This is a genomic window from Saccharospirillum alexandrii (assembly GCF_004000275.1).
GTDB classification, from domain to species: Bacteria; Pseudomonadota; Gammaproteobacteria; order Pseudomonadales; family Natronospirillaceae; genus Saccharospirillum; species Saccharospirillum alexandrii.
Map to the genome: position 1 here is coordinate 688,473 of NZ_RCIP01000002.1, position 12,810 is coordinate 701,282.

General features: G+C 56.9%; 11 protein-coding genes. 4 read left to right on the top strand and 7 right to left on the bottom strand.

The window, feature by feature from the left end:
- Positions 1–110: 110 nt before the first annotated feature.
- Positions 111–1,091: an LpxL/LpxP family Kdo(2)-lipid IV(A) lauroyl/palmitoleoyl acyltransferase gene (gene lpxL / locus EP166_RS10830; protein ID WP_164743903.1), complete on the bottom strand. Its 981-nt coding sequence runs from the start codon at positions 1,089–1,091 to the stop codon at positions 111–113.
- A 402-nt stretch (positions 1,092–1,493) separates the two neighbouring features.
- Positions 1,494–1,877, bottom strand: a complete 384-nt coding sequence (locus EP166_RS10835; RefSeq protein WP_127556824.1) for a RidA family protein — start codon at positions 1,875–1,877, stop codon at positions 1,494–1,496.
- A gap of 160 nt (positions 1,878–2,037) precedes the next feature.
- Between EP166_RS10835 and speA the strand changes: the two genes are divergently transcribed.
- Together speA and EP166_RS10845 are read left to right on the top strand one after the other, a co-directional pair.
- The gene (speA, locus tag EP166_RS10840; protein ID WP_127556825.1) at positions 2,038–3,948 is read left to right on the top strand and encodes a biosynthetic arginine decarboxylase; all 1,911 of its coding nucleotides are present in this window, start codon (positions 2,038–2,040) and stop codon (positions 3,946–3,948) included.
- Between the two features lie 378 nt (positions 3,949–4,326).
- Entirely contained in the window at positions 4,327–4,617 is a 291-nt protein-coding gene (locus EP166_RS10845; RefSeq protein ID WP_127556826.1) for a DUF1127 domain-containing protein, read from the top strand.
- A 110-nt stretch (positions 4,618–4,727) separates the two neighbouring features.
- Here the strand turns inward: EP166_RS10845 and EP166_RS10850 are convergent, their stop codons facing one another.
- From EP166_RS10850 to EP166_RS10860, 3 genes are read right to left on the bottom strand one after another with little or no spacing between them, the layout of a single operon-like run.
- Positions 4,728–5,408: a hypothetical protein gene (locus EP166_RS10850; protein ID WP_127556827.1), complete on the bottom strand. Its 681-nt coding sequence runs from the start codon at positions 5,406–5,408 to the stop codon at positions 4,728–4,730.
- A complete protein-coding gene (locus EP166_RS10855) occupies positions 5,395–6,015 on the bottom strand; it encodes a sigma-70 family RNA polymerase sigma factor (RefSeq protein ID WP_220432546.1) in 621 nt (206 codons plus the stop codon). The genes EP166_RS10850 and EP166_RS10855 overlap by 14 nt, the downstream gene beginning before the upstream one ends.
- A 19-nt stretch (positions 6,016–6,034) precedes the next feature.
- Positions 6,035–7,732 carry a vWA domain-containing protein gene (locus EP166_RS10860; protein ID WP_246026273.1) on the bottom strand — a complete coding sequence of 566 codons (1,698 nt, stop codon included), beginning with the start codon at positions 7,730–7,732 and terminating at the stop codon, positions 6,035–6,037.
- Positions 7,733–7,940: 208 nt separating this feature from the next.
- On the opposite strand from EP166_RS10860, the gene EP166_RS10865 reads away from it, so the two are divergent.
- A complete protein-coding gene (locus EP166_RS10865) occupies positions 7,941–9,560 on the top strand; it encodes a hypothetical protein (RefSeq protein WP_127556829.1) in 1,620 nt (539 codons plus the stop codon).
- A gap of 120 nt (positions 9,561–9,680) precedes the next feature.
- Here EP166_RS10865 and leuA read toward each other — a convergent pair whose 3' ends face one another.
- Positions 9,681–11,381 (bottom strand): 2-isopropylmalate synthase, encoded by a 1,701-nt coding sequence (gene leuA, locus EP166_RS10870; protein WP_127556831.1) that lies wholly within the window; start codon positions 11,379–11,381, stop codon positions 9,681–9,683.
- Between the two features lie 365 nt (positions 11,382–11,746).
- Between leuA and EP166_RS10875 the strand changes: the two genes are divergently transcribed.
- A complete protein-coding gene (locus tag EP166_RS10875) occupies positions 11,747–12,241 on the top strand; it encodes an Lrp/AsnC family transcriptional regulator (RefSeq protein WP_127556833.1) in 495 nt (164 codons plus the stop codon).
- Between the two features lie 164 nt (positions 12,242–12,405).
- Here the strand turns inward: EP166_RS10875 and EP166_RS10880 are convergent, their stop codons facing one another.
- A complete protein-coding gene (locus EP166_RS10880; RefSeq protein WP_127556835.1) occupies positions 12,406–12,774 on the bottom strand; it encodes an SCP2 sterol-binding domain-containing protein in 369 nt (122 codons plus the stop codon).
- Positions 12,775–12,810 lie beyond the last annotated feature (36 nt).

Here is a 12,810-nt window from a genome sequence, read left to right on the forward strand (position 1 = left end):
GTCACCCTGGTTGGGAGCCTCAGAGGGCTGCGGTAATCGTTGTCATTGAGATTGCTCAAGTATGGTTTACCGGGTTGTCATTCGTCCGGGCCGAACGCCGGGTAATGACATCAGTACACTGAAGGCTCGCCCTCAGGCCGGGTTTTAAAACGCTTGTGCAACCACAAATACTGGTCTGGCGCTTCCCGTACACAGCCTTCCAGCCAGGCATTAAAACAGGCCGCATCGGCGATGTCATCTCCACTGGGGATCGGCAGTGGCGGGCCAAAGCGGGCGCCGTAATCGAGCAGTGACGGGTTGCGGTAGAAAAACACCGGTATCACCCGAGCATTGCCCGATTTGGCCAGCTTGCTGGTCATGGTGACGGTTGCGGTTTGAACATTGAAAAAGGGCACAAACTCGCTCGCCTTGCGGCCATAATCCTGGTCGGGTGCGTACCAGACGATGCGGCCTTCGCGCAATGAACGGATCAGGCCTTTCATGTCGCGGCGGGCCAGGGTGCGTTCGCACCAGCGCTCGCGCGAGCGGGTCATAAAGTAGTTGAGCAGGGCGTTGTCGTGTTTGCGGTAGACCAGATCGTAGGGTTTGATCAGCCCGAACAGCGCACCGGCCATGTCCAGAATAGCGAAGTGCCCCCCGACCAGCAAAACGCCCTGGCCGTCTTTCTCGGCCGCATCCAGATGTTCCACGCCTTCCCAGTGCACGCGAGAGCGCATTCGCTCTATCGGGCGTACCCAGGAATCGGCCGTTTCGAAAAAGCCCAGTACGTTGGCGAAAAAGGTATCCCGAACCAGTTTCTTACGCTCGGCTTCGGTTTTCTCCGGGAAACACAGATCGATATTGGTTTTGGCAACGTGATGCCGGCTACGGGCGAGGCGCATGGCCACGGGCGTCAGCATATGGGCCAAGCCAATGCGAACCTTACCGGGTACATACCCAATCACGTACATAAAGCCGATGAAGAGCCAGGCTCCCCAGTATTTGGGCGCCAGAAAGTCGCTATACTGAGTGCCTTCGGTAACGCGCGAATCGCGCTGACGGCGACCCGGACGCTTGGGCGGGGTCGGTGATGAGGGGTTCGCTTGACGCATCGGGCTCATGAATCGTTAAATGGACCGGCAGTTTATCAAAATTTTCCACTAACCTTCGAACAATTCCCGTCAAGGATTCGCCAACATGGCCAAAGCATTGCCCAAATTCCTAACTCGCCGCCGCGCTGCCCACAAGCTATTAAGCTGGCTGGCTGCCATGCAGGTAAGATGGCAAGGCTACAAAGACGCACGCAGCGCGCTAAAGGCCAAACACAAGAGGGGCAAGTGACGTGGCATGAGTCCGTGACAGGCACCGGGTGAGCCTCTCCGGGGTCGCCGTGAATCCATCCATGGAGGCTAGACCGCAGGATCCCTCCTGCGGACTCCCCCGGAGAGGCTCACACGGCACCTGTCACTCACATGGTTGCCAATTCACAACGCTTAATTAATAAGATCCCTGCTTCAGGAAAGCCCCATCACCCCATCCATCTCAACCTGGGCGTCTTTCGGCAACTGAGCCACACCTATGGCCGCACGGGCCGGATACGGTGCCTCGAAATACTCCTTCATGATCTCGTTGACGGTGTTGAAATGGCCAAGGTCGGTCAGGAAGATATTCAGCTTAACAATGTGCTGCAGGCTGCCACCAGCCGCTTCGCAGACCGCGGTCAGGTTCTTGAACACCTGGTGCACCTGGGCTGCGATGTCGCCTTCCACCAGCGCCATAGTTTCCGGGTCGAGCGGGATCTGGCCGGACAGATAGACGGTATCGCCCACTTTAACAGCCTGTGAGTAGGGGCCAATGGCGGCCGGGGCCTGATCGGTGCTGATGATGCTCTTGTTCATGCTCGGTCACTCCATTTCATCAATTTACGCAGCCCGCCATTATGATTGATTGCGCGCTGAGCACAACGTTCTACAATCGCCTCTTTTCGAACATCCCGGTGAATGCTGCTAGGCTACCACTACCGATTGCCGTTATTTGATCATAAGGAAAACGCTTACTATGAGTTGGTCCGTTGCCGACGCTCTTGAACTGTATAACGTCAGCCGCTGGTCGGAAGACTACTTTGGCATTACCAGTGATGGTCGAGTCAGTGTCAACCACGCCGCCCAGCCGGTTCCGCTCACGCGTATTGTCGACGCCGCTCGAGCCCAGGGTTTGCAAATGCCACTGCTGGTGCGTTTTCCGCATATTCTGCATGACCGGGTTGGCACCATAGTGGATGCCTTTCACAAGGCCATCGCCAGTGAAGCCTATCAGGGCCAGTACCAGCCGTTGTATCCGATCAAGGTGAACCAGCAACGCCGGGTTGTTGAGGAAATCATTAACGGCCAGCAAAAAGCCTGCAATGGTCGCATTGGGCTGGAAGCCGGCAGCAAGCCGGAGTTACTGGCGGTGATGGCCGAGGCCCATAAAGGTGAGACCACCATTGTTTGCAACGGCTACAAAGACCGCGAGTTCATTCGACTGGCGCTGCTGGCTGAAAAACTCGGCCACCGGGTGTTTCTGGTGGTGGAGAAAGCCAGCGAAGTCGACTGGGTGATTCAGATCGCTCAGGAGCTGAACGTGCGGCCGCGCATTGGCGTGCGGGCCCGGTTGTCATCCATTGGCAAGGGTAACTGGCAGAACACCGGGGGCGAAAAATCCAAGTTCGGGCTGACCGCTGCCGAAGTGCTGCGCGTGGTCGATGCACTGAAAGCCGCCAACATGACCGACGCTTTCCAATTACTGCACTTTCATCTGGGCTCGCAGATCGCCAATATTCGCGATATTCAGGTCGGCTTGCGTGAGTGCGCTCGCTTCTATGTTGAACTGCGCCAGTTGGACGTTCCAATTCAGTGTGTTGATGTCGGCGGTGGGCTGGGTGTGGATTACGAAGGCACCCGTTCGCGCTCGACCTGTTCGATGAACTACAGCACCCAGGAATACGCCAACAACGTCGTTTTTGCATTCCGCCAAGCCGCCGAGCAGGCAGACCTGCCGCACCCGAACATTTTCAGTGAATCCGGCCGGGCGGTTACCGCACACCATGCCGTGCTGTTGACCGATGTAATCGAAGAAGAGCGTGCAGACACAGCCAGTGTGGGCAAGCCGGAGAGTGATGAACAACCGGCCCTGCTCGAACTCTGGTCCTGCCTGCAGGATCTGGACTCGCGCAAGCGCTCCCTAGCCGAGCTGTATCACGATGCCAGCTACTTCCTCAGCGAATGCCACCAGGCCTATAACCTGGGGCAATTATCGCTGCATGGTCGAGCCCAGGCCGAGGAACTGGCGCGCAGTCTGAACCAGGGTATTCGCAGCCGTTTGAACCCGAGCAAGAGCAGCCACAGAGGCATGATTGACGACTTGAATGAAAAGCTGGCGACCAAGTTGTTCGTTAACTTCTCGGTGTTTCAGTCGGTGCCCGACATCTGGGGCATCGACCAGATCTTTCCGATTCTGCCGCTGACCGGGCTAGACCGGGAACCGACTGAACGCGGCGTGATTCAGGACATCACCTGCGATTCCGATGGCCGCATCAACGCCTATGTCGATGGCGAAGGCGTCGAAACCACCTTGCCCCTGCCGGACTGGACACCCAATGAAAAGCCCTGGCTGGGCATCTTCATGGTCGGTGCCTATCAGGAAATTCTGGGTGACCTGCACAACTTGTTTGGCGACACCGACAGCCTCGACATCTTCTTTGAAGAGAATGGCGACCTGCGCCTGAGCAACGTGCGCCGCGGCGACAGCATTCAAGGCGTGCTGAAAACCGTCGACTTCGAATTCGACATGCTCAAGGCCGCCTTCGACAAACAACTGCAAGCCGCCAACCTGAGCGACGCCGAACGGGCCGACATGATGCAGCAATACATCAACGGGCTGAACCAGATCACCTATCTGGAAGCGCGCCAGGCAACGGCGCCGCAGTAACCCCGGCATAATCTAAAGAGTACCGCCCATGGCCGTGCAGTGTCCGTTTTGCAGCGCACCCTACACGGCTGACTACCCAGCCAAAACCGAAGGCGTGCACACGGTCAAATGCGACCAGTGCCGGCGCGCCTTTATCATCTGGGTCAGGAAGGGGTGGTTGGGGTGGTCGCGGGTTGTCAAAGTGAGGTAACCGAAAGCCTTTCAAACCGCTGTTTTTCCGGCGCTATCGGCAAATCAGTAATATTTTGTATTTACAGAAAAAATACCCACTTTCACGATTGATCTTGACCGATTGGATCAGCATAATCCGCGCCGCGATCTGCCTACTAATTGACCAGACCGTATACCCTTACATTTGCTGTTTTACCGGAGAACACCATGACAGCTATCGGTCTCAACACCCTCGTTCAACTACCTGCCAAAGCACCGGTACCCGAATTCTATATGCCGTCGATGCCACCGCTGCACTTGTTTGCCACGGCAGGTCGCCTTTACCGTGCCTGGCAATACCGCAACAAGCTGATCAGCCTGACACGATACGATGATGCCACGCTGGAAGACATAGGCTACACCCGTGCAGAACTGAAGATGGCCATTGCCATGCCGCTGAGCCAGGACCCACGCCCGGTGTTGAAGCAGTGGCGTGCGCAGCGTCGGATTACCGGCTAAACCCGAACACAACCGTCTGCCTGCTTCCGACTGGAGCAGGCAGTCCGTACCTGAAAGATCCTAGGTTTCCTTTCAAGAGCCTCTCCCCTTACGACCTTACTCAGCTCTGCTCATTGTGAGTCACAAGGTGATTCGGCGCCCCTGGAAACAACGCTGCCGATACCGCCACTCTCTGACCATTCGACTTCAAACCAGCCCTTGCTGGGCGCTGTCGGAATGGTGTACTCGAACAGACGGCCATCACATTGTTCAAACACAGAGTTTTCTCCTGCTATCGCTTTCAGAAAGCGCGGCTTTAGCGCTACCGCTTCTGACTGCACCGATTCAAACGGCAAAGCCCGGTCAGCCATCATCACGGGCGCATCAGACCCGGAGGGTTCACTCTCCGCCGGTTCCATACGCCGCGTCTCTGCCTTGGGAGCCGGTGCTGGTGCACTGCGAGCGGGTTCAGGGGGTGCTTCACCGGTGGCCAATTCAGACAAAAAAGACTGTGCCGACTCAGTCGCTTCCGTATCGGCCATTTCCGAGACCAGACTGACGTCTTCGCTGAGTGAGAGCACCGGATCTTGCAGCCAGTTCATGCCCAGCACGAGAATAACCACAGCGGCGGCGACCGAAGACAAGGCACCTTTCCAGCCATAACCTCGCCCATGACGGTCTTTTTCAGCCTTGGCAGTCGCTAACACCGCCTCGTTCAAGCGCTCGGGGGCCGGGTGGCGCTGCTTGCGCTGCCGGTAAAGCGACGACAGGTCATCATCGTGCGGTGCTGAACGGTCGTCATGCGGGGCCATGATGCGCCTCCAACTGTTGCTGTAGGGTTTGACGGGCAAAACGCAGCCGGCTTTTAATAGTTTCCTGGCCGATGCCGGTAATGTCACTGATGTCTTTCAGGCTAAAACCCTCCTGCTGCAACACGAACGCCTCGCGCTGGGCAAAGGGCAACCCGAGCAACAACCGGTCAAAGTGCTGGTGAAGGTTATCCTGAGCGATGGTGCTTTCCAGCGGTTGTGTGTGCAGTTCTGCCAGGCTCGCCGGGTCGGTTTCTGCACTGTCCAGATCCGTCGATTGCCAGCGTTTCTGCCGCCGCAACTCATCGATCATCAGATGTCGGCCCAGCGTGAACAGCCAGGTCTTGAACTTGGCCGACCCCGGCTCGTACTGATGGCGGCGCTCCATCACCCTGAGCCAGACACTCTGGTACAAGTCTTCGGCAAAGGCGGCATCGGTTTGGGTTAACAGGAAATGGTAGAGGTCGTCCCCCGTGTTACGCATCAGACGGGCGAGCAGGTCTGCGCTGCCGGATTGACGATAGCGCCACATCAGTTGGCTGTCCGGGTCGGCCGGGGCTGCATCGCCCCGGCCGGTGAACCAGCCCTGTACGTTGGATAACAGCGTCACTGCTAACGATATTCCTGTTTCAATGGGCCGCTAACGCCTCGGCGTTCTGCATCAGTTGAAGCAACTCCTGGCGGTAGCCGAAGGCATCCTCGCCAATGGCCGCTTGCGCCAGTTGACGGGCATCCGCAATTGACCAGTCGTCGACATAGTAGCTGCCGCGCAACAACTCGCCAAATCCGGCGACGGCGGCGGCAAACTGCATGGCGCTGTCCATACTCTGGGCTTCAGTGGCCGCTTCGACCGGATGGGACATCAGAATACTGCGGTCCTGATCCGGCCGTTTGTAGCGCAGTTTCACAAAGGCCAGTTCCGAAGCCGTGGCTTCAATACCCGAGTGCTCCTGAAAACGCAGCGGATCAGTAAACCGGAAATCACCCTGGGCTGGCACGATTTCATACAAAGCGGTGACCGAGTGCCCGGCGCCAACGTCACCGGCATCGACCCGGTCATTATTGAAATCTTCCCGGCGCAATTGGCGGTTGTCGTAACCGATCAACCGGTATTCGGCGACCTGGGCCGGGTTAAACTCGACCTGTATTTTGACGTCTTTGGCGATGGTGTGCAGCGTGCCAGTCAGGTCTTCAGCGAATACCTTGCGGGCTTCCCGGAACTGGTCAATGTAATAGGCAGTGCCGTTGCCCAGGTTGGTCAGCTCTTCCATTAGCTGATCGTTATAATTGCCGGTACCAAACCCGAGCGCACTGAAGAAGACGCCGCTGTCACGTTTTGCCTCAATCAGTGCTTTCAGGTCATCAAGGTTGGTTACACCCACATTAAAGTCACCATCGGTGCCCAGTATCACCCGGTTGATGCCACCTTCCCTGAACTGCGCTTCCGCAACCTGATAGGCCAACTGAATGCCCGCACTGCCATGAGTACTGCCGCCGGCCTGCAACTGGTTCAACGCATGACTGATACTGACGCGATCGTCCCCACCGGTAGGCTCCAACACCACCCCCGAAGCACCGGCATAAACCACAATGGCCACTTTGTCTTCAGACCGTAGCCTATCTACCAGCAACCCAAAGGCGCGTTGCAACAGGGGCAGTTTATTGGGCTGGTTCATGGAACCGGAGACATCGAGCAAGAATACCAGATTCATCGGCGGCAGTGACTCTGCTTCAACCTCGTAACCCTGCACCCCAATGCGCAGCAATTGTGTATGTTCGTTCCAGGGAGTGGGTGCCAGCTGAGTATGAATCGCAAAGGGGTGGTCACCCTCGCCAGGCCCTTCATACTGATAGTCGAAGTAATTAAGCAGTTCTTCAACCCGAATGCTGTCTTCGGGCGGCATCACGCCCTGGCTCAGAAACCGGCGCATGTTGCTGTAGCTGGCGGTATCCACATCAACACTGAAGGTAGACACCGGCGTCTCAAGCACACGGTGGATCGGGTTGACCGCAGCTGCCTCATAGCGCTCCCGATCGGGCTCGGTAACCACCCCAGGCTCCGGGCTTGGAGCGGGCAACATAAAGCTTGCGATGCTTTCAGAACGCGCAATGGGCTGTGCCTGAATATGGGGACTGGTGGCATCCGCAAGCGTCGAATTGAGTTTCGTTGTCTCACGCAACGGTTCTGGCTGCGGTGCCGGGCGAATGTCAGCCGATGACGGTTCCGATTGAGTCTGCCCCGCTTCCAGAGTATTAGGCTCCTGAACGCTGAAGCAGGCAGTGAGTATGACGGTGCTCAGCCAAAGGCCGTGAGTGCGATTGATCATGTGGATTCCCCTAGTATCGAACGACCGCCTAATGGTCGGTCTTGGGGGTTAAACGTCTGAGGTGGGGAAAAGGGGTAAAAATAATTTGAGTGCACTGCGCCCAGCGCGCGGAATACCGGTGAAATTACAAATTGATACTCAATTTCATTCAGGTTTTGGCTCAGCCCGGCCGATACCCATCAGGTATCGTTACGTTTGAGGGATTATTATGCGTATCATCAGCAGTGATGTGGTCAGCCAATCGGTTCAGCAACACACCACCGAGCGACTGCAACAGCGGCGTGAACAGGTCAGCACTCTGGACCAGGACACACTCCAGCAACGGTTCAACCGTGGCTCGGATATTATGGATGTCGGTCAGGGGCGCCTGCTTTTTGAGCGCAAACGGTCAGCCGAAAGCGAAGCCAGCGTCACACTGGAACTGACCACCACGCACGCAGACCGGCTCGCACTGCAAGCGGCCTCGGTCGTCACCGGGCCAGGCGATACCGTCAGCAACCATTTAAGCCAGTCAATCCTTGAAGCGGTCACGGCGTCTTCGCAACGGGCCGAGTTCACAATCACCCGCTCACTGCCGACGGGAAGCAGTGGCAGCCCAACCGACGCAACCTTTATTGAGATCAGCACGGTTGAAAGTGTTGAAACCCACAACTCGGTACAAATGAACACCCTGGGCACAGTAACGACCGCAGACGGGCGCGAGATTAGTTTTCTCATGCAACTCGACTTCGAACGCCTGACACAACGTGAACAGGTCAATACCTTCGTTGGGAATGTTGACCTGATCGATCCGCTCGCCATCAACCTGAACGGTGAGAGCGTGCAACTGAGTGACGAAGTGTTCGACTTCGACTTGAATGCCGACGGCGAACTGGACAGCGTATCCAGAACCGCCAGTGGCTCCGGCTACCTCGTATTCGACCGCAACGGCAACGGGAAAATTGATGAAGGCAGCGAGCTGTTTGGCCCGTCGACGGGCTATGGCTACCAGGAACTGGCCGAACTCGATGACGACGGCAACGGCTGGATAGACGAAGGCGACGCCGCTTTTCAACAATTGGGCTTTATGCAATTCGATGACCAGGGTCAACCCGTCATCCAGTCGCTGTCTACCGTAGGCCTGGGTGCCTTATCACTCACCAGTGCCGAAACCCGGTACGACTTACTCGATAGCGAGGGCGAATTGCAGGCCCAGGTGAAACGAAGCGGGGCCGCCTTAATGGAAAACGGCGCCGTCGCCGTTGTGCAGGAACTGAACCTGCGCAACTTTGTCTCCGAATCCAGCCTTGGGTATATCGATGACGACGGGCAGGAAGACACCCGAATGAACCCCCTGGCGTTCTTTCAGGAATCCACAGATGTTCGGATTCAGGAGCGCAATGAGGAAACCCAGGTCCGGATTCAGGGGAACAATCTGCTGGCACAGGCAGCAATCGAGCCGGTGCTGCAGCGACCCACCAGCGAAGAAGCCCCGACAGTGACCATCGCGCTGCAAGGTGAAATAACTCAACGCGCTGAGGTCTCTGTGAGCAGGCAGGAACAATCCTTTGACAGTGAAACCCGACGGCAAGCCGTAGAACGCATGCAGGCCAACCTAGATTTCAGCACAACAACGCGCGTCACCCAGACCTATGTATTCACACCTGAGGCGGCCGACCATGGATTCCTGGAGAACTTGCCAACCCTCTGGCAGTTTGACCTAACGCCAGAAGACGGCGCGCTTGAACGACTCAAAAACCTCGTTGAGTCTCTGAAAGAAATGCAACAGCACCAGAAAGAGTCGCTGGAGAAATTGGGGTTGTACCAATCCATTGGACGACTGAACTAAGGGAGCCTCTGGTGTGATTAGCTGCGGACTTTGAGGCTTTATCAGCCCGCAGTTTATTCCAGGCTGTGTCGTGTGGCGGCCAATATCGATCACAATTTTCAACCGCCACATGGATATGACCTACAACGCCGCCGCCTCACTCCCCGCCTGACGCTTATCATCTGCACTGGCCAACTGATACCGGCCAACCGCATTCAACAACGCCTGCAAGGTAGCGGTAGTCGTGTCACCGGCCAACGAAGCCGCTGTCACCGGCGTACCGCTCACATTCACTTTCAAACACGCCAGTGCATTGGCCCGCGTGCCTTCCGACAGGGCAAATTCGTCATAGGCATCGACTTGCAGGGTGATGTCGTAGCGTTTTTCCAGTGCCTGAGCCAGTGCCTCAACCGCGCCCTGGCCGTAGCCTTGCAACAACGCCCGGTCACTGTCGTCACCGAAATCAACCTGGGCTTCCACACCTTCGTCGGTGCGGTGCAGGTCGTAGGTGTGCAGACGCCAGCCTTCTGGCGTGGCCAGATAGTGACGGTCAAACAACTGGTGAATGGTATCGGAATTGATTTCGTCGCCGCTGACTTCAGCGGCACGTTGCACGACCTTGGCAAAATCAATCTGCAACCAACGCGGCAGGGTGATGTCGTAATCCCGCTCCAGCACATAGGCGACGCCGCCCTTGCCGGACTGGCTGTTGATGCGCACGACTTCTTCGTATCGACGGCCGAGATCGGAAGGGTCGATCGGCAAGTAGGCGACGTGCCACATCTCGTCATCAGCCGTGCGACGGTTCAGGCACTTGCGAATGGCATCCTGATGGCTGCCCGAGAAAGCCGTGAACACCAGCTCACCGGCATAAGGGTGGCGCGGGTGAACCTGAATTTCGGTGCAGTATTCCACGGTGCGAATGATGCGCGCCATGTCGGATAAATCGAGTGTCGGATCAACCCCCTGTGAATAGAGGTTCATCGCTGCGGTCACCAGATCCATGTTACCGGTGCGTTCGCCATTGCCGAGCAGTGTGCCTTCGATGCGGTCGGCACCAGCCATCAGGCCCAGTTCTGCTGCCGCTACACCGCAGCCACGGTCGTTATGGGTGTGCAGACTGATTACGATGTGTTCGCGGTGCTTAATGTTGTCGCACACCCATTCGATCTGGTCGGCAAAAATGTTGGGAGTCGACATCTCAACAGTGGCAGGCAGGTTAATGATCATCTTCTGGCCCTGCTCCGGATGCCAGACGTCGGATACGGCGTCGATCACCTCCACCGAGAAATCCAACTCAGTGCCGGTGAAGCTTTCCGGGGAATACTGGAATGTCCAGTCGGTTTCCGGGTGCAGGGCGGCGTGGCGCTGCACTTCTTTCGCACCGTTGACGGCAATGGCTTTAATGCCTTCGCGGTCGAGCCCGAACACCTGCTCACGCTGCACGGTCGAGGTGGAGTTGTACACATGCACAATGGCACGCGGCGCACCGGCCAGGGCTTCGTAGGTACGCGCAATAAGTTCCGGGCGCGCCTGAGTGAGCACCTGAATGGTGACATCGTCCGGAATGCGGTTCTGTTCAATCAACTGCCGGCAGAAATCGAAATCGGGCTGGCTGGCCGAAGGAAAGCCAATCTCGATCTCTTTAAAGCCACAATCAACCAGCAAATCAAACATCTGTTGCTTTTGTACCAGGTTCATCGGCTTGACCAGCGCCTGGTTCCCGTCCCGTAGGTCCACCGCACACCAGATCGGGGCTTGCTCGATGACTCGATCGGGCCAGCGACGGTCGGTTTTGCGAATGGGGGCAAAGGCCGGGTATTTGCGGTGGTCGAAACTCATGATGGTTTCCTGTTTTAGGCTGTCCTGAAAAAGTTGTCCTCATTGATCAGTAGTGCTGGATTCAGCAACTTTCTTGCTCGTTTCTGCAAGAAAGCTGACAGGCGGCTTGCACCGCCTGGTCAGGGACTCAGCCCAATGATGATGGGTCTGGCACCTGCTGAGCCGGCAACGGGGTCGTCGCTGGCACTGTCTGGCCTTGTGAGCCGGGCAGTCGGGGTCTGTAACAGCGGTAACCGCTACTCACCCGAGCAATGACCTTATGATACCCACCCCGCAGGGCAATGTGTTTGCTAATTTGACTCAATATCGCTATTTTTGAGCAGTTAATTGCCAATATTAAAGATTAATAGCGAGAATCAGCCACCATGAGCGAGAAACTGGTCAGAATTGATAAAACAGACCGCCGCATTCTGGATTGCCTGCAACAGGACGGCGGCCTCACCAATCAGGAACTGGCCGAACGAGTCGGTCTATCACCCTCGCCGTGTTTGCGCCGGGTGCGGGCCCTGGAAGACGCTGGCGTCATATTGAAGCGGGTCACCCTGCTGGAGCGCAAGACGCTGGGGCTATCACTGACAGCGGTGATCATGATCAGCATGGACAGGCACATTCCCGAACGGTTCGACGAGTTTCAGCGCCAGATCGAAGCCTGCCCGGAAATCCAGGAGTGCTATCTGATCACCGGCCACGATGCCGACTACATGCTGAAGGCGGTCGTACCAGACATGGATGTCTTTCAGGAACTGCTACTGAACCGAATCACCCGAATCCCCGGCGTTTCCGGCGTTCACTCGAGTTTCGTACTGAGGCGTGTGGTGGATAAAACGGATTTGCCGCTGGGTTATATAAAAGATCTTTGAAAGAGTTTTATTTAACTACCGCGCTGAGTACTGGCTGCCGGGTAGGCCGCTCCGGGGTAGTTCGCAACATGGATGTTGCGATCTAGGCCCCATGGAGGGGTTCACGCCGACCCCGGAGCGGCCTACCCGGTGGCCAGCACGGACTCCTGCCACAACAGAAACCCCTACCGCAGGAATTTGACCGTCTTCTGGAACCACATCAGCAGCATGGGGTCGCCTTCGACGGCCAGGCGTTTGTCCTGTATGGCTTTCATAACGGCATTGCGGTCTTTGCCGGTGGCCATGGCCCAGAGCGTGCTGAAGCCCTCTGACGCAGTGGTGAAGCGCAGGGTGATGTCGGCGTGCTCGGCCTGACCGCGACGGGACTTGAGCCGCTGGTCGCGAAAGGCCAGGTAGCGGGATACTTTACGTTCGTCGGTGGTGAACTGAATGGTTCGGTCGATGTCTTGCAGTGCGTCGCGAAAGGCGGGCTGGCGACGAAGGGCGCGTTTGAATCGCAGTGCCATCAACCAGAGTAATAAACGGTACTTCATAACGTTGGCCTCACAATGCAGGGGAGGCGCATCATG

Excerpts from the sequence above, each read along its gene's own strand:
- EP166_RS10860 (WP_246026273.1), bottom strand. The coding sequence starts at position 7,732 with ATGATCAATCGCACTCACGGCCTTTGGCTGAGCACCGTCATACTCACT.
- EP166_RS10865 (WP_127556829.1), top strand. The coding sequence starts at position 7,941 with ATGCGTATCATCAGCAGTGATGTGGTCAGCCAATCGGTTCAGCAACAC.
- speA (WP_127556825.1), top strand. The coding sequence starts at position 2,038 with ATGAGTTGGTCCGTTGCCGACGCTCTTGAACTGTATAACGTCAGCCGC.
- EP166_RS10850 (WP_127556827.1), bottom strand. The coding sequence starts at position 5,408 with ATGGCCCCGCATGACGACCGTTCAGCACCGCACGATGATGACCTGTCG.
- EP166_RS10875 (WP_127556833.1), top strand. The coding sequence starts at position 11,747 with ATGAGCGAGAAACTGGTCAGAATTGATAAAACAGACCGCCGCATTCTG.
- lpxL (WP_164743903.1), bottom strand. The coding sequence starts at position 1,091 with ATGCGTCAAGCGAACCCCTCATCACCGACCCCGCCCAAGCGTCCGGGT.
- EP166_RS10835 (WP_127556824.1), bottom strand. The coding sequence starts at position 1,877 with ATGAACAAGAGCATCATCAGCACCGATCAGGCCCCGGCCGCCATTGGC.
- EP166_RS10845 (WP_127556826.1), top strand. The coding sequence starts at position 4,327 with ATGACAGCTATCGGTCTCAACACCCTCGTTCAACTACCTGCCAAAGCA.
- leuA (WP_127556831.1), bottom strand. The coding sequence starts at position 11,381 with ATGAGTTTCGACCACCGCAAATACCCGGCCTTTGCCCCCATTCGCAAA.
- EP166_RS10880 (WP_127556835.1), bottom strand. The coding sequence starts at position 12,774 with ATGAAGTACCGTTTATTACTCTGGTTGATGGCACTGCGATTCAAACGC.